Below are 20,361 nucleotides of genomic sequence, written 5' to 3'. Positions count from 1 at the left end.
TCGTCTTGAGCAGCGGCTGGCTGGCCGCCAGTGGCAGGCATTGGTGGCACGGGCGAGTCGTTCGGCCTGTCACCCCTACAGTCTGCTGCTGGCGGCGGTGGCCAGCTATGTGCAGCGGATGAGCGGCGCTGGCGAGGTGGTGCTGGGTATTCCGCTGATGGGGCGGCTGGGCTCAGAGGCGGCCGATACCCCCTGCATGAAGGTCAATGTGGTGCCCCTGCGCATCGAGCTGAGCGGCACCAGCCGGGTAGGGGAGTTGCTGGCACAGGTCGAGCGGCAATTTGCCGCTCTGCGTCGTCATCAGGGCTGCCGTCAGGAGTGGTTACAACAGCGTCAGCCGGGCCAGCCGCTGTTTGGTCCTCAGGTCAATCTGATGCCCTTTGCCCGTACCCTCAGCTTTGGTGAAGGGCACAACCAGGTTCGTGGCGAGGTGCAGGTGCTGGCGGCGGGGCCGGTGGAGGAGTGCGCTTTCTACTTTGCCGAGGAGGCGGGCGCTATGACCCTGACCCTCGAAGCACATCAGGGGCGCTTCAGCCAACAGGAGAGCGAGCGTCATCTGGCCCGGCTGGTCGCCTATCTGGCGGCCTGGAGTGAGGCGGATGACGAAGCCCTGGCGGTGCGCTTGCCGCTGTTGCTGCCTTGCGAGCAGGCTGAGCTGGCGCGCTGGAACCAAACCTACCATCCGTTGCCGACTACCACCCTGAGTGCACTGCTGGCCGAGGGGCTAGCGGCGGCAGATCAGAGCGCCATCGCGCTGGAGTGTGGCGCCGAGCACTGGAGTGTGGCCGAGCTGCGCCAGCGAACCCGCCAGTTGGCCAGCTATCTGGCGGGAAGGGGCGTGGGCCCCGGTTGTCGGGTGGCGGTAGTGATCCCGCGCTCTCCCGAGCTTATTCTCGCCCAGCAGGCCATCATGGCGGTGGGAGCGGTCTACGTGCCCGTTGATCCGGACTATCCGGCGGAGCGGATCGGCTACATTCTCGCCAGCAGCGATCCTGCGCTGGTGCTGACCAGTCGCACCTTGCAGATGCCGCTCGACGTGGCCGCGCCACTTGTCTGCCTCGATGCCCCCGGTGTGGCAGAGCAGCTGGCGGCGGTAGCACCTTGTGATCTGCCAGCCCCCAAACCGGAAGATGCGGCCTACATCATCTACACCTCCGGCTCGACCGGTCGCCCCAAAGGGGTGGTGGTGAGCCATGGCGCCATCGTCAACCGGCTGCTCTGGATGCAGCACATGTATCCCATCGGACCGGCGGATCGGGTGCTGCAAAAGACCCCGGCCGGTTTCGATGTCTCCATCTGGGAATTTTTCTGGCCCTTTATGACCGGGGCGCGGCTGGTGCTCGCCAAACCGGGCGGCCACAAGGATCCCGCCTACCTTGCCGAGCTGATTGAGCAGGCCGGGATCACCACCTTGCACTTTGTCCCCTCCATGCTGCAGATCTTCGTCGCACAAGCCGAGCCAGCCCGTTGCTGTGCCCTGCGGCAGGTCTTCTGCTCCGGTGAGGCGCTGTCCGCGGATCTGGTGCAGCGCTGGTATGGGACATTCTCCGCCCCTCTGCACAACCTCTATGGCCCGACCGAGGCGGCGGTGGACGTCACCTGGTATCCCTGCCGGGCAGACGAGGCGGTGACAAGCGTGCCCATCGGCTATCCGGTCTGGAATACCAGCATCCACATTCTCGACCCCTGGTTGCAGCCGGTGCCCCTCGGGGTGGCAGGCGAGCTCTGGATCGGCGGCGTGCAGGTGGCGGAGGGCTACTTTGGCCAGCCCGAGCTCACCGCCGAGCGCTTTATTGCCAACCCCTTCGGAGCGGGACGGCTCTATCGCAGCGGCGATCTGGCCGCCTGGCGCGAGGATGGCGCCATCGAGTATCTGGGGCGCCTCGATTTTCAGGTGAAGATCCGCGGCCAGCGCATCGAACTGGAGGAGATCGAGCAGGTGCTGCTGCGCCATCCCCGGGTGGCGCAGGCGGTGGTGCTGGTCCCCGAATTTGCCCCCGGCGATCGCCGTCTGGTGGCCTATGTGGTGGCTGCAGATAGCAGAGAGCTGACGCTGGCCGAGCTGACACCTGCCCTTGGCGCTGCCTTGCCCGACTACATGGTGCCGGGGCTCCTGGTAAACCTGGCAGAGCTGCCGCTTACCCCCAATGGCAAGCTGGATCGCAAGGGGCTGCCGCTGCCCGATATGGCGTCGGCGGTGGGTCAGGCGTTGCCGAAAACCCTGCTGGAGGAGCGGCTCTGCCGCCTTTTCGCCGAGGTGCTGGGGCTGGCGCGAGTCGGCGCCGGCGATAACTTCTTTGCCCTCGGCGGCCACTCCCTGCTGGCGGCGCAGCTGGTGGTGCGCATTGAGGAATCAATCGGACAGGATCTCACCTTGGCCAGTCTGTTCGAAGCGCCGAGCCCCGCCCAGCTGGCGCGCAGTCTTGGCGGCGAGCGGGAGGCGATGCCCATGCTGTTGCCCCTGCGAGCGTCCGGTGCGCAGTCTGGCACATCGTGCCCCACCCTCTTTTGTGTCCATCCCGCAGGGGGGCTCGGCTGGTGTTATGCGCCGCTGGTGCCCCATCTGCCGACCGACATGGCGGTCTATGCCCTGCAGGCGCGGGCGATCTGCCAACCGGATGCGCCGCTGCCCGCCAGCTTTGACGAGCTGGCCCTCGACTATGTGACTGAGCTGCGTCGTCAGCAGAGCGAGGGGCCCTACTGGTTGCTCGGCTGGTCGCTCGGGGGCATGCTGGTGCACCGGATGGCCGCCATGCTGCAAGAGCAGGGACAGGAGGTGGCCATGGTGCTGCTGCTCGATGCCTACCCCTGTCAGCAGTGGCAGACCCAGCCGTTGCCCGACGAGCAGCGGATGCTCGATGCGTTGCTGCGGATGGGAGGCATTGCGGTTGCGGACGATGCGCTCGACTCCCTTACTCGGGGCGACGTGGTGGCCCGACTGGGTGCAGAGGGGAGTGCGCTGGCCATGCTCGACGAGCAGGTGGTGAGCGCCATGATTGAGCTGGTTGGCCACAACAACCGGCTGATCCGCCAGCCGGTCGACTACTGCTACCACGGGGAGGTGATCTTTATCGAGGCATCAGCCTCCCGCCAGCTCTGGCTGGATGGACGTGGTTGGGAGCCGCTGACAAAAGGGGAAATCCGCTATGAGCGCTTCCCCTGCCTGCATCAGGAGATGGTGCATCCCGACTGGCTGGCGAAGGTCGGCACCCTTATTTGTGAGCGGGTCGATGTGGTTGAGCAACAACCGGACATCCGGCAGGAGGGGGACGCATGACCCCGGTTGCCGCCATCCGGGAAGCCTTACTGGCGGGCAAGCTGGTAGGGCTGGGGGAGCCGCACTGGCACCCGGATTTTATACGGTGCCAACACGCCTGGCTCTGCGATCCTGCGCTCTGGGGAATCATGACCGATCTGGTGCTGGAGTGCGGCAACCGCCGCCATCAGGGCTTGCTCGATGCCTGGCTGACGGGGGAGGAGAGCTGGCAAGGGGAGCCGCTGACGCTGGCACGACTCTATCCGGTCTGGCTCGACTCCTGTGCCTTTCCCGCCTGGATGGCTCCCGAGTTTCCTGCTCTCTTCACCGCTCTGCGCCAGAGCAATCTGGCGCGCCCTGAACATATGCGGCTGCGGGTGCATCTCTGCGAGCCCTTATTCGAGTGGCAGGAGATGAGCCCGGAGCGGTGGCAGCAGCACAACAGGGGGCGGGATCAGGCGCTGGCCGACCATCTTCTTGCACTTCCCGCCCGCGGCGTGGTGGTGCTGGCGGGGGCGCGCCATCTGCTCAAAGCCGCAGGGGATCCCCATTTTGCGCAGCCGACGCTGGGCCAGTTGCTGGAGGCCGCACGGCCGGGTTGGTTGCAGGTGCTTCACCCCTGGCCAATGGTTGATGGGAAGAGAGATGGGGAAGAGGAGCGGGTGTGCGATCTGGCCGGTATAACGACCGCCGATCTCTATCCCCACTGGCCGGCGTATCCGCCGCTGGAGACCCTCATCGATCGGTTGGTGCGGGTGGCTGACCGGGGACGGGAGATGCGAATTTGCCCCACCTTGCTGGCCGAGCCCTGGCGCAGCCACTTGCTGAACCGCGCTCACCTGCTGCCAGTTGGCATGGCCCGCCAGCTGCAACAGTGGCTGGCGTAACTGTTGGTTGGCGTAACCGCTGACTTGAGTAACAGAAGGGGGAGCAAGGCTCCCCTTTTCAATATTTGGCATCCTGTCTTCAGCGCTGCAAAGTTGCACCATTTACGGCATACCTTGCCACTCATCGCCGAAAATTCAGCTCCTTCGCTACTTTAAAGAAGTTTCTACTGGTCTTACCTGAGTAAATCTCTTTGCTTTTTATTTAACAAGGTATTTACATCTAGGTGTCACCAGCATCGGTGACGCTCACAACGGCAAGGAGCCAGTTATGACCCATGTCGACATCCCTTTCCTTCGTTACCTCGATGCGGAAGGGTGCCCGGTCGCCACCTTACCGACCTGGCTGGACAAGGCGATACTGCACACCTTCTACCGCAATATGGTGATGGTGCGCAGCTATGACAAAAAAGCGATTGCGCTGCAACGAACCGGCAAACTCGGTACTTTTCCCTCCCATCTCGGCGCAGAAGCCGTGGGGATTGGCATCGGTCTCGCCATGCAGCCGCAGGATGTCTACGTCCCCTACTATCGGGACATGCCCACCCTCTATGTGCGGGGCGTGCCGATGGAGAAGAACCTGCAATATTGGGGCGGTGACGAGCGGGGCAGTTATTTTCTCAAACCCGATGGGACTCCCTCTGAAGATCTCCCTATCTGCGTTCCCATCGCCACCCAGATCACCCACGCTTGCGGTATTGCCTCTGCCTTCAAACTGCGTAATCAACCGCGTGTCGCTGTAGTCACTATCGGCGATGGCGGCACCTCCAAGGGGGATTTTCTGGAGGGGCTCAACTGCGCCGGTGTCTGGCACCTGCCGATGGTCATCATTGTCAACAACAACCAGTGGGCCATCTCGGTGCCGCGCAAGCTGCAATCGAGCGCTCCTACGCTGGCCCAAAAGGGGATTGGTGCAGGGGTGCGCAGCCTGCAGGTGGATGGCAACGATGTGGTGGCGGTCTACGATGCCGCGCGCAGTGCCGTCGAACGGGCCCGCAGCGGCAAGGGGCCGACTCTGATCGAGGCGGTTAGTTATCGCCTCGGCGATCACACCACGGCCGACGATGCCACTCGCTATCGCGATGGGGCCGAGGTCGAGGCCGCCTGGGCGAAAGAGCCGGTCAAGCGGCTGCGCCAGTTTATGCACAGCCAGGGGTGGTGGGATGAAGAGCAGGAGCAGAGCCTGCTGGCGGAAGCTACCCGAGAGGTCGAACAGGCGGTCGCCCGTTATGAGGCGATGGCGCCCCAGCCGCCGGAGGCGATGCTCGATTATCACTACGCCAGCCTGCCCGCCGAACTCGTGCCCCAGCGCGAGCGAGTGATTGCCAAGGGGATGAAGCAGGAGGTTGGCCATGAGTGAGATCAGTTTGCTGGAAGCGGTCAACATGGCCCTTCACTACGAGATGGAGCACGACTCGGATGTGGTGGTACTGGGCGAGGATGTGGGGGTCAACGGCGGGGTGTTTCGCGCCACCGTGGGCCTTCGCGACAAGTTCGGTTTCAAGCGGGTGATCGACACGCCGCTGGCCGAGGGGCTGATCGCCGGGGTGGCGGTTGGCATGGCGACCCAGGGGCTCAAGCCGGTGGCTGAGTTCCAGTTTCAGGGTTTCATCTTCCCCGGGATGGAGCAGATCATCTGTCAGGCGGCGCGGATGCGAAACCGTACCCGTGGCCGCCTCTCCTGTCCCCTTGTCTATCGCTCCCCGTATGGTGCTGGCATTCACTCGCCTGAACATCACAGCGAGAGTGTCGAGGCGCTGTTTGCCCATATTCCGGGGCTGCGGGTGGTTATCCCCTCCAGCCCGAGACGCGCCTATGGCCTGCTGCTCTCGGCCATCCGCGATCCGGATCCCGTGATGTTTTTCGAACCGGACCGCATCTATCGCTCGATGAAATCCGAGGTGGTGGATGACGGTGTCGGCCTGCCGCTGGATGTCTGCTTCACTCTGCGCCCGGGCCGGGATATCACGGTAGTGGCCTGGGGGGCCTGCATTCAGGAGGTGATGCGGGCGGCGAATCTGCTGGCCGAGCAGGATATCCAGTGCGAGGTGCTGGATCTGGCCACCATCAAGCCGCTGGATATGGAGACCATCCTCACCTCGGTGCGCAAGACCGGTCGCTTGCTGGTGGTACACGAGGCGTGTGGCAGCTTCGGGGTCGGAGCCGAAATCGTGGCGCGGGTGACCGAGCAGGCACTTCCCAGCCTCAAGGCGCCACCCAAACGGTTGACCGGGGTGGATACCGCCGTCCCCTACTATCGCAACGAAGCGTATTACCTCATCACCGAGCAGGATATCGCCGATGTGGCTCACCAGCTGATGGAGAACCAGTGGCTATGAAATTTTTCAAATTACCGGATCTGGGTGAAGGGTTGGCCGAAGCCGAGATCGTCGAATGGAAGGTGAGTGCCGGTGATACCGTCGCGGTCGATCAGGTGCTCTTGTCGGTGGAAACGGCCAAAGCGCTGGTGGATGTGCCCTCTCCGGTGGCCGGGGTGATCGCCCGTCTCTGCGGCGCCGAGGGAGATATACTCCATATCGGTGCGCCGCTGGTGGAGTTCGAGGGGGGCGAAGATGATGGTACCGTGGTGGGCAAAGTCAGCGCCCATCAGCAGCATATCGAGGATCACTTTGTGGTGGGGGCCATTGCCCCGGGGGGATCGCTGGTGCAAGCCATGCCTGCCGTGCGCCTGCTGGCACAAAAACTGGGTCTGGATATCGAGCGGATCAAGGGGAGTGGCAGCGGCGGCATGGTGGCCGAGCTGGATGTGCAGCAGGCATTCGAGGCCCAGCAGAGCAGTGGCAACGAATTCCTCAAAGGGTCGCGGCGGGCCATGGCCAAGGCGATGGAGCTCTCTCATCAGACTGTGGTGCCGGTCAGCATCACCGACGAGGTGGATTTGCGTCACTGGCGGCCTGATGAGGATGTGACGGTGCGCCTTATCAAGGCCATTGGCGTGGCGTGCCGCGCCGAGCCCTCGATGAACGCCTGGTTCGATGGCGAAACCCTGTCACGGCGCCTGTTTAAAGAGGTCAATGTGGCCATCGCGGTGGATTCAAAGCATGGCCTCTATGTGCCGGTGATGGAGAACGTGGCCGAGCGGGAGGGGGCAGATATCCGGCAGGGGCTGGATCGGATGATCGCCGATGTGAAGGCGCGTGCTGTGCCGCGCGAGATGTTGCAGGGGGCGACTATTACGCTCACCAACTTCGGCGCCATCGCAGGCCGTTATGCCAGCCCTATCGTGACGCCGCCGCAGGTGGCCATCATAGGGGCGGGCAAGTTGTTCGAGAAAGTGGTGTTCATCCATGGTGAAGCGCGTCCCGTCAGGGCATTGCCGCTGTCGATGACATTTGACCACAGAGCCTGTACTGGCGGGGAGGCGGCTCGTTTTCTCAGAGCGCTGGTGGAAGCGTTGGAAGCTGCCACCTTATAGCGGTTTGTGCCCTGTCATTGGCGGGGCATAAATTTGTTTGCGTAATCTATAAAGCCACGTATAATCCAAATCAGCTTGAAAGGGCGATAGTTATGTCAATGAATACGATGTTTTACATCTTGTCCTGTTGTTCATAAGTTAATCCCGTTTTTTGAGCTTTATCCGCTGAAAAGCATAAGTAATTATTTTGAATACAGGTTTAAAGATATGTCTAACATGATCACCGGTACCGTTAAGTTTTTCAACGAAACCAAAGGTTTTGGCTTCATCCAGCAAGAAAACGGCCCGGACGTTTTCGTTCACTTCAGCGCCATTCAAGGTAACGGTTTCCGTACCCTGGCTGAAGGTCAGCGCGTACAGTTCTCTGTGACCCAAGGTCAGAAAGGCCCGCAGGCTGAGAATGTAACTGCTCTGTAATCCTTACAGAATTTAAGAAAGCCGTGGTACCTCTGGTGCCACGGCTTTTTGTTTGTCTGGCTTAAGATGTGCTAAATCATGCTGCTATCGCTCATGCTTGCTGCCACCCTGACTGCGACTTCTGATGTGCCGGTACCGGTTCAATCCGCGATGGAGGCGCAGGTGATCTGCCAGCAATTTGTCCAGGTCCGGATGGGCACTGCACAGCAACCCGATGAGGTGAATGCGCGACTGGTGCCTGAAAGGGAGGGGGAGTGGCTGGTGGATGGCAAAGTAAAAGGACCCGAAGGTCCTTTGCTGTTTGCCTGCCATCTTCACCAAGGAAAGCGCTGGGAGCTACTCAACTTTTCCCTCTGGGCACCACAGCCTGTCAAAGCGGTTTGAGTGCGACCAGTAGATGTTGCAGGTGTTCAACCATGGTCATGCCAAACGGGGTGAGATAGCCGCCATCTTCTGCGCTGATGAGGCCCTGTTGATGCAGACGGGCTGCCGCCTGGCACAACTCTTCAGACATATCGCTGCGTAATTTAATCCCCAGGCTCATGTTGGCCGGATCAAAGCATGCCAGTATTTTCAAATCGTTCACGAATTCGTTAGAAACCTGGTCGATCCCAATCATGGATTTACTCCTTACGCTAAAGATGTATGCAAACTAGCATCCCCGGATCCACTTTAGTGGGCGCTGGCTCAAATTATTGATCTTTGGCTGGATACTGCGTTTCAAATGCTGTTTTTTTCGGCGTAATCAGATGGTTGGCTGACAGCTTCGTCAAGGGCCGAGCCGGACCAAACGTGGTAGGATAGGGCACTTCTTTATATCGGACGGTCTATTGGTGGCTGTTCGCCCTGTTCAAGGTATCGCTCATGGTCAAGATCACTCTGGTATCCCTGCTGCATTCACTTTGTACCCGCTTTCCGGTTTACCCCACTGCTTCGTTGACGTCCCTGCTGGATGCCCATCAGGGCGAGGTCTGGTTGCCTGCACGCAAGGGGGCCGACATTGCACTGTTGCGCAAGCATGCCAAGGGGGCTCATGAGCTGGCGTCACTCGATGCGGGCTGGTGTGATTTTGCCGCCAGCGACAGCGGTGAGACACCCGAGCTGGATGCGCTGGCCAACTACGACAGCGAGATGATGGATAACCTGCTGATGTACTGGCACACCGCCGCCAAGATCAACAGCCCGATTACCGATAACCTGTTCGAGTTGCGCCGCGAAGTGGTGGATGAGGCCCACGGCACCAAACTCGCTGCCGCCTGGGAGCAGCAACAACAGTTGCGTTTTGAGCAGCTGATGGCGATGGCGGCCAATGGCCAGGATCTGCTCTGCTTTGTCGAGGTGGAGTCCGCCTACTGGCTGCGGCAAAAGCTGAGCGAGCAGCCTGATGTGGAGCTGATCACCCCTGCGCTGTAAAAGGGGCAATATGATGGCTGGCGGTCTCGTTATCGAGGAGGCTGCTCTATCCTTATTGGCGTCATTGCCCTCCCCATCCGGTGCCAAGGGGCTGCAAGCTGGACAAGCTGACGACAAGATGTGAACATGGCGCCCTTTATCGAGAGAGAGACTTGGCCAATGAGCTATGAACTGAGCGACACCGAGCGCAATGCCGCGCTGCAACTGAACGCTGATTACCGTTACGATCACTTCATCAGCAAGCTGGTCGAGCATGAAGAGCTGTTCGTCCTGACTGACGAGCATGGCGTCATGATGCTGACCACCGACGATGAAGATTGCATCCCGGTATGGCCGCACCCGGAGTACGCCAAGGCGTGGGCCGAAGGCGAGTGGGCCGATTGCAAGCCACAGTCCATCACCCTGAAGGTATGGCTGGAGCGCTGGGTTGACGGTATGGAGCAGGACGAGCTGTGTGTTGCCGTGTTCCCGACCCCGGATCAGGAAGGCATTGTACTGGAGCCGGCTGACGTGGCTGACGCCATTGCCGAGAAGCAGGCCAAACGCGGCTGATCACCGAGCTATTCGCAACACTGGTTGCCAACAAAGACCTCGCTATCTGGCGGGGTCTTTGTTTTAGGTCTGTTTGCCAAACGAGTTGTGGTTATCAGGGCTGGCGATAGGTGGTGTCGATGATGGGCTCGGCCGGGAAGGTTTTGCCGCTCTTGATAGCTGCCCTGGTCTCGGTTTTTAGCTCTTCATCAATCCACAGCAGACCGCCATAGCTATAACCGCTGTTGTCGCCACCGAGGGGCCAGTAAAGCTGCTCGCTCTTGGGTGTTGCAGGTACTTTTGGCAGTTTGATCCAGCGCCAGGCGCCTTCCCGGGTGTAGGGCACCTGATAGGCGGGGACGAAGCTTGCCAGCTCATAGAGCCGCTGCTGGATCTGCCGTGACAGGGCCGCCTTTTTGGCAAAGTCGAACTCCTTGTCATACTGCTCCACCAGAGCCGTGATGGCATCGTCATCGATGTTCATGATGTTGTTGGTCTGGGGCTTGTTGGCGTTGACCTTGTGGAAGAACTCCCAATAGGCGGGATAGCGGCTGCCAGCCCAGGCCATCCAGGCGCTCTGGTGCTTTTTCTCCAGCATCGATTTGAAACCGGCCGAGGCATCTATCAGGTTGAGCTCCAGATTAAGCCCCGCCTTCTTGGCCTCTTCCCGCAGCAGCGTGAGCCGCTGGGCGTGCTCCGCCGTGGTGTAGGTGATAGCGAGGGTAAGTGACTGCCCCTTGTCGTTTTGCAAAATTCCCTGCGGCCCCACTTTGTTGAAACCGGCTTTGGCAAAGTATTCCCGTGCCAGTTTGGGAGCGAACGGACGGGCCTTGATCTCGCTGTTGGTAAACTCCCCCTGACCTGAGCCATAACTGTTGAGTCGCTGGTAATCCCCCCGCAGCAGGGTGGTGAGCATCTTGTCGAGGTTGAGGGCATGCTGGATCCCGAGTCGCACATCGAGATTATTCAGCAGCGGATCGGCGGTGTTGAGATAGAGCCCCATTGGCGATTGCGGGGTCTGGTTGTAGAACCAGGTGCGCGCTATATAACCCTTCTCGAACTCCGCGGTTTTGGTCTTGTCGTGCCACCAGTTGGGCATCACCAGCGGGAAGGTGTCGAGATCGCCGCGCAGGAAGTGCTGCCAGGCGATGTTCAGATCCCTGAGCACCTTGATCTCGATCCGTGCAGGATTGAAGCGATGCTGGAAGTAGCGCTCGTCATCCCCCCACCAGTTTTCAATCCTTTTGAAGGTGACCGATTTGCCCTTTTTCACCTGATCGATCTGATAGGGGCCGGTGACCGGCAACACCTTCCAGTTGTACTCCTTGACCCAGTTGGCGGTGAGCTTGATGGCGTGGCTCGGCTCCGGGCTGATGGGCAGTGATTCGAGCAGATCCTGACGGCTCTTTTCGGTGCCGCTGGTGATGGCCAGGGTGTGATCATCAAACTTGGTAATGTCTGCTATCTGGGTGCTGTAGTAGTTGTTGTACCAGGGGTCGTTGATCTCCTTGCTGCGCATCATCTTGAGGGTAAAGAGCCAGTCATTGGCGGTGACCGGTTGGCCGTCTGACCAGCGCGCTTTGGGATTGATGCGAAAATAAAGGGTCTTGTTGTCGGCGCCGAAGGCCCACTCGTTTGCCAGCATCGGCATGGGGTTGCCGGTGACGGGATGAGTGCTCAGCAGTGGCAGGTTGGTTTCCCGCACGTAACCGGCAAAGCCGCCGTTGGAGTCGGGGCCATATTTGCGCAAAGTCAGGGGGAAGCTGGTCATAAAGGTGCGAAAGGTGCCGCCGCGTTTGGCTGTCGGATTGGCATAGAGAGGATCCTGGTTGTTGCTCTCCCACTTCAAGTCGGCGGGCAGCGTGGCACTCCAGCCAAACGGGCTCCAGCACAGGGTCAGGGTGATGGCGGTGGCGCGAATGATAGGGGAGAGTCGGCGCTCCCCGGCGGTGATGGTCGATGGCATGTCCTTGCTCTCCTGAAGTCTGCTTCCTGCAGATCACGCACTGGTGATGTCAGTCCCGATGGGGACTGGCTCATCATGAAAATTTTATTCTGTCAGGTCAATGAAATAGCGTGAATTAGCGGGTGGCCTAGGCCGCAACGCAGTGCAGGGTGATCCCCTTGGCCGCAATGGCAGCCCGCATGGGGGCGGGCAGGGCATCGTCGGTAACCAGTACGTTGATCTGGCCCGGCGCGCCAAGCTGGCTCGGGTGGATGGCGCCAAATTTGCTGCTGTCGGTGATCACCACATTGGTCATCCCCTTGGCCAGCACGCTGTTGACCACGTCGGCCCGCATCATATCGCGGCCGGTGAAACCCATCTCGGGATGAAAACCGTCGACCCCGATAAAGGCCTTGGAGAAGTGCACCTGCTCGATACAGAGGCGCGTCAGCGGCCCCACCACGCTCTCGCTCTGATGCTGGAACAGCCCGCCAAGCAGCACCACCTGAGCCGGGGTGTCTTTGAGCAGATGGGCGATATAGCTGCTGATGGTGATGATGGTGACCCGTTTGTGCAGGGCCAGATGGCGCGCCAGCATGGCGTTGGCGCTGCCCCCCTCGATAAAGACCGTCTCGCCATCTTCCACCAGCTGGGCGGCCCGCTCGGCGAGGCGCTCCTTGAGCAGGTAATTGATGTTCATCCGGGCATCCGGGTCATCGGTCTCCAGCGCCATGGCCGAGCCGTGTACCCGTCTGAGCAGTCCCTGTTTCTCCAGCGCGGTGAGGTCGTTGCGCACCGTCACCTCAGACACGCCTGTGTGTCTGGAGAGTTCACTCACGCTCATCTTGCGAGCCTGATGGACCAGAGTGAGGATCAGTTGGTGGCGTGGATTCATGGTGCGCTCGCATGCAAGGTGGTGGATAGCGGCAAGCCACCCGAGGGTGGCTTGCCAATCATATGACGTCACAGGCGCCATGGGGTGCGCCCCGTCAGAGACTGTGCTCGGTGCGGGCGATGATATCATCTTGCGCATCCGGGGATAAGGCGGTGAAGAAGGCCGAATAGCCCGCCACCCGTACCACCAGATCCCGGTACTGATCGGGATGGGCCTTGGCTGCCAGCAGGGTCTCCCGCGAGACGATGTTGTACTGCACGTGCCACCCCTTGTGCACCTCGAAGAAGGTGCGCAGCAGGCTCATCAGCTTGGCCTTGTCCCGCTCGTTCTCAAGGCTCGCCGGACTCAGCTTCTGGTTGAGCAGCACCCCGCCGAGAATGGCCGCCGTGGGCAGCTTGCCGATGGAGTTGAATACCGCCGTCGGGCCGAGACGATCCGAACCCGAGGAGGGGCTGGCCCCTTCCGCCAGCGGCGTGCGGGCGTGGCGGCCATCCGGGGTAGCCATGGTGGCGGCACCGAAGGGCACGTTGGCGGAGATGGAGGAGGTGCCGGCATAGTAGGTGCCGCCGATGGGGCCACGGCCGAAGCGGGTATTGTGCAGCCCCTTGAGCTCGTCGATGTAGCTCTGGTAGGCCTGTACCAGCAGCATATCTACCTTGTCCAGATCGTTGCCATATTTGGGGGCGGCGTTGGTAAGGCGCTGGCGCAACTGCTCCCCTGCCAGCCCGGCAAAATCTTGTTCGAGTGCTTCGGCCAGCTCTTGCTGATCCACAATCCCCTGCTCGAACACCAGTTTCTTCAGGGCTGCCAGGCTGTTGCCGAGGTTGGCAATTCCCACCTGTAGACCTGAGACCCAGTCATAGACGGCGCCCCCCTCCTTGATGGTCTTGCCGCGCTCGATGCAGTCATCTACCAGGGTGCTGCAGAGGATGTCATGGGCTTGGGCTTCCAGCACGCTGTCGACCACGCAGTCGATCTCGATGGATTTGCGGGTGAAGTAGCGCACCTGCTCATCCCAGCGGGCCATCACCTCGTCAAAGTTGCCAAAGTTACCGTCTCGCAGCGATTGGGTTTGGGGCAGGAAGACCTTGCCGGTGGTGGCATCGCGGCCGCCATCGAGGGAGGCCAGCAGGATGCGGGCGAAGTTGATAAAGCTCATGCCGGTGCAACGGTAGCCCCACTTGCCGGGCACGGCGGTCTCGATGCAGCCGATGGCGGCGTAGTGGTGGGCATCCTCCACGCTCACCCCGAGCTTGATGAACTCGGGGATCACCACCTCGTCGTTGTTGAAGGCGGGCATGCCAAAGCCGCAGCGGATCACTTGAATGCAGGCGTCGAGGAAATCCTCGCTCATCCCGGCGTGGTAGCGCACCGAGAGGTTGGGCTGGGTGGAGCGCAGCTGGCCGCAGGACTCCAGAATCGCGTAGGAGAGGCCATTGACCGCGTCATGGGCAGCGCCATCCCGCCAGTTCTGGCCGCCGATGGTGACGTTCTGGTAGAGCGGGCTGCCAGCAGAGGCCTTGGAGTGGGTGCCGGAGCGGATCTTGTTCACCTCCAGCAATTTCAGCCAGCACCCTTGCAGCAGTTCGATGGCGCGGGGGCGTGACAGGGATTCTGACAGCTCCACTTCGCGGTGATACCAGGGGTAGAGATATTGATCCATCCGGCCAAATGACACCGAGTGGCCGTTGGATTCGATCTGCAGAATGAGCTGGATAAAGTAGCAGAGCTGCAGCGCCTGCCAGAAGGTTTCGGGTGGCAGATGGGCGATGTGGGCACAGTTGAGCGCGATGGTCTCAAGCTCGTTTCGGCGCTCGGCGCTCGGCTCTTGCGCGGCCATGTCGCTGGCCATCTCGTGAGCAAGAGTGGCGTAACGCGTGATGTGATCGCTGACCGCCTCCAGAGTGATGGCGACGGCGTGCAGGAACTGCTCACGTTGCAGATCGGCCCAATCCGCCAGATCCAGCCGACTGCGCCGCTCGGCCACCTTGGCCTTGAAGCCATCGAGCCCCAGCGTGAGCAACTCCTCATAGTTGACCGCGAGGTGAGCATCCCCCGAGGTCATGTTGCCCTCGGCCTTGATGATGCCGCTCTCCAGCAGCGCTTTCTGCTCGTCGGTAAAGAGACCGAAGCAGCGATCCTGCACCGTCTGGCCGCGCCAGAAGGGGGTGAGGGCGTGGATGATCTCCTTGTCGGTTTCGCTGACTGCAAAACCGGCGCCGGGGCGGTCTGCCAGCTCGTCGATCTCCTTCTCAATCCAGCTCACGGTGTACTCAGGAAACAGTGGCGCCGCCCGCACCTGACTGGCCTGATTGCCGACGATCAGCTCGTCGTGCTTGATCCAGATGGTGCGCTCCTTGAGGTGATGGTCCAACGCCAGAGCTCGGCGCACCGGCAGCGGCCGGGCGAGATGAGCCTGATAGGTCTCGGTGTAGTGGCGGGCTCGCTCGGTGCAGACCGGCGGCTGAACGATGTGGATCAGGCTCTCTTTGTGGGCGCGGATCCGCGGGCTGAGGGTATTGAGGTCGAGCTGGGTCATGATCTTATCCTCTGGTCACAGGGGTCAGCCCCTGACGTTGGGCATATGCGTGGGCAAAGCGGAGTAAATCGGGGTCGTCGAGCGGTGTCTCAGGCGCCTGATAGGGCAGATCCAGCAGGGCATATTTGCCCATCCCCAGGGTGTGGTAGGGGAGGAAGTGGATCTCCTGCACGGTGCCGAGGCTGGCTGCGGTGTCAGTGATGGCTTCGATCGATGCGCGGTCGGCATTGAAGCCGGGAATGAGCGGCACCCGGATCTGCATCGGCACGCCGTGCTCGGCGAGGCGTTTGAGGTTCGCGATGGGCAACTCCACCTTGCCGCGGGTCCAGTGGAAGAATCGTTCTTTATCCACGTGTTTGAGATCCGCCAGCAGCAGATCCAGTGAGGGGAGGCTTGGCTCAATCTGGTGCCAGGGTACATGGAGGCAGCTCTCGACCGCGGTGTGCAGCCCTTCGGCCTTGCAGCGGGCCAGCAGGTTGGCAGCAAATTCGGGCTGCATAAACGGCTCGCCGCCGGAGAGGGTGACGCCACCGCCGCTGCGCTCGAAGAAGGGACGATCCCGCAAGATGGTGTCCATCAGGGTGTCCAGGGTTTCATCGCGGCCGCACACCTGCAGCGCTTCGCTGGGGCAGAGGCCGCGCAGCCGTTCCATATCGTCGGCCTTGAGGGCAGAGCGGCTGAGCTGGATGCCCTCGCTGTCACGCAAGATTGCCGGACAAGCCTGGCTGCAGAACTGGCATCCCTCGATGCACTGGCGCCGGTCGAGTAGTATGTCCGGCTTGGGAGAGCGGCTTTCCGGGTTTTGACACCACAGGCAAGCTAGCGAGCACCCCTTGAGAAACACCAGGGTGCGAATGCCGGGGCCATCGTGAGTTGAATATCGTTGCAGGTCGAAAATCATACCGCCTCCTTTTGTATTTGCATTCTATTTGCTTTCATTCGAAAGTTGATTTGATTTCGATCAAGCTATTTGCAGATGTTTTATCGCTAGAATGGCGACATATTGAACATCCCGTTAAGGAGTTAGAGATGGAGCTGTATCTCGATACCGCCGATGTGGCGGCAGTGCGTCGCTGGTCACGGATCCTGCCGTTGGCCGGTGTCACCACCAATCCTTCCATTACCGCCGCCGGGGGATTGCCGCTGAGCGAGCTGCTGCCCGCCCTGCGCGACGTGCTGGGCCCCAAGGCGCGCCTGTTTGCCCAGTTGATGGCCAAAACCGAAACCGAGATGGTGCGTGAGGCGTTCGCCCTGCGTGAGCTGGACCCGGATCTGGTGATCAAAATCCCGGTATGCGCAGAGGGGCTGGCTGCCATCAAGAGCCTGACCGCCAACGGTGTGCCGACTTTGGGTACCGCTGTCTATACCCCGCTGCAGGGTTGGCTGGCGGCGGTGGCGGGGGCGGAATATGTCGCGCCCTACGTTAACCGGCTGGATGCCCAGGGGGGCGATGGCATTGCCACCGTGCAGGAGTTGCAACAGCTGCTTGCGCTGCACGCACCGAACAGCAAGGTGCTGGCAGCGTCATTCCGTACCCCGCGCCAAGCGCTCGACTGCCTGCTGGCGGGTTGCCAATCGATTACCTTGCCGCTCGATGTGGCGGAGCAGCTGCTGAACGTGCCGGCGGTGGATGCGGCGCTGGTGAAGTTCGATCAGGATTGGCAGCGCGCTTTCGGTCGCTGATCCCGGTGACAAGCTGATTGCAGTGATTGAGGGGGGAGGGTGAAGAAGCGCGGGTGATGGGGATTGACCGACTAGACTTGAAACAGGTGGCTACATTCGCTGGCCGCCCTGCAGTCTACCGGAGGTATCCCATGAGCGACCATCTGCTACTCCCCCATGGTGAAGATTTGCGTCGTGCGGTGCTTTGGCTCAGCGAGCATCACCAGCACGATATCTCTGCCATTGAAGAGGCCAGTCTGCGTTTTGATCTCTCACCGCTGGATGAGGAGTTTCTGATCCGGCACTGGCTCGACAGCCAGCGCCAATCATGAAGATCCGAGGTGAGAGATTTAGAAGAAGTTGGCGAGGTTGATGCCGAACTCTTTGGGGTCGACCGTGTTTTCGATGCTCTCCTGCACCCCTGACTTGGCCAGATCCAGCCACTGTACGTCGAGGTAGTGACGCTGGGTGGCGTGATAGATCACCTTGACCACCGGCTTGAGTGGCTGCTGCTCGTTGCGCTGCATCACGATAGCCAGGCGCTGGTTTGAGAGCTGTACCAGGGTTCCCACCGGATAGACCCCCATGCACTTGATGAACTTGGTAACCAGTTCGGCATCAAAGTGCTGATTGATCCCCTTGAGCAGAATGCGGAAGGCCTGGGTCGGCTGCATACCTGCTTTGTAGACCCGATCCGCGGTGATGGCATCATAGACATCGACGATGCCGCTCATCCGGGTATAGAGGGAGAGCTGCTCCCCCTTCAGTCGCTGCGGGTAGCCGGAGCCATCGAGCCGCTCGTGGTGGTTGGCGGCCACCTCCAGCATGGTGGGGGTAATGCCAGGGGTATTGCTGAGGATCTCGTAACTGTGCACCACATGCTGACGCATGATGGCGAACTCCTCATCGGTCAGCTTGCCCGGTTTGTGGAGCACCTCGTCCGGGGTCATGATCTTGCCCACGTCGTGCAGCAGGCCACCCAGGGTCAGCTCCTTGAGCACGCTGCGCTCAAGCCCCAGATAGCGGCCGAAGTTGGCCAGCAGAATGGCCACGTTCATGGAGTGTTCCATCAGGTAGGCATCCTTGGCGCGAATACGGGCCAGACAGAGCATGGCATCGCCGTGGGTGAACATGGTGTCCACCATCTCTTCGGCGACTTCGGCCAGCGGGGTGATGTCGATGGGTTCACCCGCTTTGAGATGGCGAATGAACTTGCCTTGCAGCTCGCGCGCTTCCTGATAAAGGCGGCGGATTTTGAGCTCTCGTCCTTCGCCGTAGGCACTGGCACGGCGCCCTACCTGGGCGCTGTTGGCATTGAGGTCGGGGGAGGTAACGGCGTCACTCTCGGCACTGCCCAGCTTGCTGCGGGCCAGATCGATGCGTACCGTGAGCACCCCCTGACGCACCAGATTGGCAATTTGCGCCACGCTGGTCACCAAGCCCATCTGGGCGATCTCCATCCCACCTGTCTGGCTGGCGATAGCAATCACATACATGCCGGGTTTCAGCTGGTTGACGGGAATGACGGGATAGGATGCTTGAGACTTCATGAGGGCTTCCTGACTCTTATTATTATGAGTATCGTTCGGATGGGTCACACCGGAGAAGTGTAACATCGGATGACCAGTTCGTCATAATTGGTACCCCCTTAACAGTGGCGTTGTCGCCCCCGCCCGATATAATGACGCCCCTTTACTTGTTGGACTCCGAGGTTGTGAATGCGGCTTGATAAATTTCTGTGCGATTGTTCCGATTTGACCCGCTCGCTGGCAGGCAAACTGATCCGTCAGGGCGAGGTCATGGTGGATGGCATTGTGGTCAAGCAGCCCGCCTTTCATATCAATGAGCAGAGCCAGATCGAGTTTGACGGCGTGCTGCTGACGCTGGAGCAGCGCAACCGCTATTTCATGCTGCACAAGCCGGAAGGTTACGTCTGCTCCAACGAGGATCCGGATCACCCGACCGTCTTCTTCCTGATGGATGAACCGGCGATGGGCAAGCTGCATGTAGTGGGGCGCCTCGACCTCGATACCACGGGTCTGGTGCTGGTGACCGACGACGGTCAATGGTCCCACCGCATCACCTCGCCGCGCCACGAGTGTGCCAAGACCTATCACGTCTGGCTGGCCGATCCGGTGAGCCCGGATGCGATCGCGCTGTTCGCCGAAGGGGTCTACCTGCGTAACGAGACCGATAAAACCCGTCCTGCCCAGCTGGAAATTCTCGGCGAGTGCGAGGCCCGCCTGACCATCCACGAAGGCAAGTACCATCAGGTCAAGCGGATGTTTGCCTCCATCGGCAACAAGGTCGTTGGCTTGCATCGCGAGCGGGTGGGCGGCCTGACGCTGGATGAAGAGCTGGCACCCGGTGAATATCGTGAGCTGACCGCTGAGGAGATTGCCCTGTTCTGATCTGGGATGGTGCCGGGTGTCAGTGAGTGCTGAAACCCAGCACCAGCGCCGTGCCCAGGGTGGCAATCAGTGCCCCCGCCCAGGCGGCAATGGATGGCCGCTCCCCCGAGTGCCACCACAATAGCGGCAGCAGCAGTACCGGCGTGGTGGAGGAGAGAATGGCCACCATGCCCACCTCGCCCTGCCGCAGCGCCATCAGGATCAGCGTCATCCCCAGCCCCATCGCCAGAAAACCGTTGGTGGCAATCATGGCGAGGATATGTCGATTGACCGGTTTGAGTGGCATGGCCAGCGGCAAGCGCCCCAGCCGAAGGACGCAGTGGGCCAGCAGGGCACTGCCCATCCGGATACCCGATGCACTCACCGCATCCACCTCACCACTCATCATCACCGGCTTGGCGATGATGGCTCCCACGCTCTGACACAGTGCCGCCGTCAGGCCAAGGCCAATTCCCACCGCCAGATTGCCACGGATCTGCTCCAACTCGTTGCTGCTACTGCGTCTGCCAAACAGGATCGCCAGCATCACGCCGGCAAAGACCAGCATGGCCCCCAGCAGTCGCCAGCCCGTCAGCTGTTCATTAAAGAGCCAGAGCCCAAGCAGGGCGGAAAACAGCGCATGGCAGGAGAAGAGCAGGGCACTGCGTCTTGGCCCCAGCCGGTTCATGCAGGCAAACAGCGCGGTATCGCCCACGAAGATGCCGACCAGCCCCGAGATGGCGAGCAGGGGCAGGGCGCTTGCGGTGAGGGTTTGCCAGCCGCCGGTGAGCAGACTCATGGTGCCGAGCATCAGGCTGACCAGAAACATGCGCCAGCGGCTGTAGGCAAATGCGCCGAGATGACGGGCCGGTTTGACCGAAATTAGCGCTGCAATTGCCCATAAACTGGCCGACGCGAGGGCCAGCCACTCATAACCCATAAAAACTCCTGAAAAAATTAACCCGAAAGACTCCATCTCCCGGGCAAGCCCGA

The 20,361-nt window shown here is 60.9% G+C and carries 19 protein-coding genes; 12 read left to right on the top strand and 7 right to left on the bottom strand.

All coding sequences use genetic code 11. The features are described from left to right. The 7 genes from AB5Y92_RS03920 to AB5Y92_RS03890 all read left to right on the top strand — a co-directional run. On the top strand, window positions 1–3,277 hold a 3,277-nt coding region (locus AB5Y92_RS03920), incomplete at its 5' end, for an amino acid adenylation domain-containing protein (protein ID WP_368225636.1). After that, window positions 3,274–4,143, top strand: a complete 870-nt coding sequence (locus AB5Y92_RS03915; RefSeq protein ID WP_368225634.1) for a hypothetical protein — start codon at window positions 3,274–3,276, stop codon at window positions 4,141–4,143. The genes AB5Y92_RS03920 and AB5Y92_RS03915, both read left to right, overlap by 4 nt. A gap of 268 nt (window positions 4,144–4,411) precedes the next feature. Further along, window positions 4,412–5,500 carry a pyruvate dehydrogenase (acetyl-transferring) E1 component subunit alpha gene (gene pdhA, locus AB5Y92_RS03910; RefSeq protein WP_194496735.1) on the top strand — a complete coding sequence of 363 codons (1,089 nt, stop codon included), beginning with the start codon at window positions 4,412–4,414 and terminating at the stop codon, window positions 5,498–5,500. Next, window positions 5,493–6,479: an alpha-ketoacid dehydrogenase subunit beta gene (locus AB5Y92_RS03905; protein WP_368225632.1), complete on the top strand. Its 987-nt coding sequence runs from the start codon at window positions 5,493–5,495 to the stop codon at window positions 6,477–6,479. Before pdhA ends, AB5Y92_RS03905 begins: the two co-directional genes overlap by 8 nt. Then, entirely contained in the window at window positions 6,476–7,576 is a 1,101-nt protein-coding gene (locus tag AB5Y92_RS03900; protein WP_368225630.1) for a dihydrolipoamide acetyltransferase family protein, read from the top strand. The genes AB5Y92_RS03905 and AB5Y92_RS03900 overlap by 4 nt, the downstream gene beginning before the upstream one ends. Window positions 7,577–7,783: 207 nt before the next feature. Further along, entirely contained in the window at window positions 7,784–7,993 is a 210-nt protein-coding gene (locus AB5Y92_RS03895; protein WP_005302803.1) for a cold-shock protein, read from the top strand. 78 nt (window positions 7,994–8,071) lie between these two features. Further along, window positions 8,072–8,377 (top strand): hypothetical protein, encoded by a 306-nt coding sequence (locus tag AB5Y92_RS03890; protein WP_368225628.1) that lies wholly within the window; start codon window positions 8,072–8,074, stop codon window positions 8,375–8,377. On the opposite strand, the gene AB5Y92_RS03885 is transcribed toward AB5Y92_RS03890, so the two are convergent. Continuing rightward, window positions 8,364–8,612, bottom strand: coding sequence for a TIGR02647 family protein (locus AB5Y92_RS03885; RefSeq protein WP_005334209.1), 249 nt, complete (start codon window positions 8,610–8,612; stop codon window positions 8,364–8,366). The genes AB5Y92_RS03890 and AB5Y92_RS03885 overlap by 14 nt on opposite strands. Window positions 8,613–8,857: 245 nt before the next feature. Between AB5Y92_RS03885 and AB5Y92_RS03880 the strand changes: the two genes are divergently transcribed. Both AB5Y92_RS03880 and AB5Y92_RS03875 read left to right on the top strand, forming a co-directional pair. Further along, the gene (locus AB5Y92_RS03880) at window positions 8,858–9,406 is read left to right on the top strand and encodes a hypothetical protein (protein WP_368225626.1); all 549 of its coding nucleotides are present in this window, start codon (window positions 8,858–8,860) and stop codon (window positions 9,404–9,406) included. Between the two features lie 159 nt (window positions 9,407–9,565). Continuing rightward, window positions 9,566–9,958: a DUF2750 domain-containing protein gene (locus tag AB5Y92_RS03875; protein ID WP_005334204.1), complete on the top strand. Its 393-nt coding sequence runs from the start codon at window positions 9,566–9,568 to the stop codon at window positions 9,956–9,958. Between the two features lie 94 nt (window positions 9,959–10,052). Here AB5Y92_RS03875 and AB5Y92_RS03870 read toward each other — a convergent pair whose 3' ends face one another. The 4 genes from AB5Y92_RS03870 to AB5Y92_RS03855 all read right to left on the bottom strand — a co-directional run bounded on the left by AB5Y92_RS03870 (window position 10,053) and on the right by AB5Y92_RS03855 (window position 16,217). Beyond that, on the bottom strand, window positions 10,053–11,903 hold the full coding sequence (locus tag AB5Y92_RS03870; RefSeq protein WP_368225624.1) for an extracellular solute-binding protein: 1,851 nt from the start codon (window positions 11,901–11,903) through the stop codon (window positions 10,053–10,055). Window positions 11,904–12,030: 127 nt separating this feature from the next. Continuing rightward, window positions 12,031–12,777 (bottom strand): DNA-binding transcriptional regulator YciT, encoded by a 747-nt coding sequence (locus AB5Y92_RS03865; RefSeq protein ID WP_005350628.1) that lies wholly within the window; start codon window positions 12,775–12,777, stop codon window positions 12,031–12,033. A gap of 94 nt (window positions 12,778–12,871) precedes the next feature. Next, window positions 12,872–15,316 (bottom strand): formate C-acetyltransferase/glycerol dehydratase family glycyl radical enzyme, encoded by a 2,445-nt coding sequence (locus AB5Y92_RS03860; protein ID WP_368225622.1) that lies wholly within the window; start codon window positions 15,314–15,316, stop codon window positions 12,872–12,874. A 4-nt stretch (window positions 15,317–15,320) separates the two neighbouring features. Continuing rightward, window positions 15,321–16,217: a glycyl-radical enzyme activating protein gene (locus AB5Y92_RS03855; protein WP_368225620.1), complete on the bottom strand. Its 897-nt coding sequence runs from the start codon at window positions 16,215–16,217 to the stop codon at window positions 15,321–15,323. Window positions 16,218–16,345: 128 nt separating this feature from the next. Here AB5Y92_RS03855 and fsa point away from each other — a divergent pair, with 128 nt between their 5' ends. Together fsa and AB5Y92_RS03845 are read left to right on the top strand one after the other, a co-directional pair. Beyond that, a complete protein-coding gene (gene fsa, locus AB5Y92_RS03850; RefSeq protein ID WP_368225618.1) occupies window positions 16,346–16,999 on the top strand; it encodes a fructose-6-phosphate aldolase in 654 nt (217 codons plus the stop codon). 131 nt (window positions 17,000–17,130) lie between these two features. Continuing rightward, the gene (locus tag AB5Y92_RS03845) at window positions 17,131–17,310 is read left to right on the top strand and encodes a hypothetical protein (RefSeq protein WP_005359499.1); all 180 of its coding nucleotides are present in this window, start codon (window positions 17,131–17,133) and stop codon (window positions 17,308–17,310) included. A gap of 18 nt (window positions 17,311–17,328) precedes the next feature. Here AB5Y92_RS03845 and AB5Y92_RS03840 read toward each other — a convergent pair whose 3' ends face one another. Next, a complete protein-coding gene (locus tag AB5Y92_RS03840; protein ID WP_368225616.1) occupies window positions 17,329–18,528 on the bottom strand; it encodes an HD-GYP domain-containing protein in 1,200 nt (399 codons plus the stop codon). Between the two features lie 168 nt (window positions 18,529–18,696). Between AB5Y92_RS03840 and rsuA the strand changes: the two genes are divergently transcribed. Further along, on the top strand, window positions 18,697–19,389 hold the full coding sequence (gene rsuA, locus AB5Y92_RS03835) for a 16S rRNA pseudouridine(516) synthase RsuA (protein WP_021231067.1): 693 nt from the start codon (window positions 18,697–18,699) through the stop codon (window positions 19,387–19,389). Window positions 19,390–19,408: 19 nt separating this feature from the next. Here the strand turns inward: rsuA and AB5Y92_RS03830 are convergent, their stop codons facing one another. Beyond that, window positions 19,409–20,308: a DMT family transporter gene (locus AB5Y92_RS03830; RefSeq protein ID WP_368225613.1), complete on the bottom strand. Its 900-nt coding sequence runs from the start codon at window positions 20,306–20,308 to the stop codon at window positions 19,409–19,411. Window positions 20,309–20,361: the final 53 nt, after the last annotated feature.

This window comes from Aeromonas sp. R1-1, from assembly GCF_040908495.1.
GTDB classification, from domain to species: domain Bacteria; phylum Pseudomonadota; class Gammaproteobacteria; order Enterobacterales; family Aeromonadaceae; genus Aeromonas; species Aeromonas veronii.
This window is presented reverse-complemented; position numbering and strand designations above follow the sequence as displayed.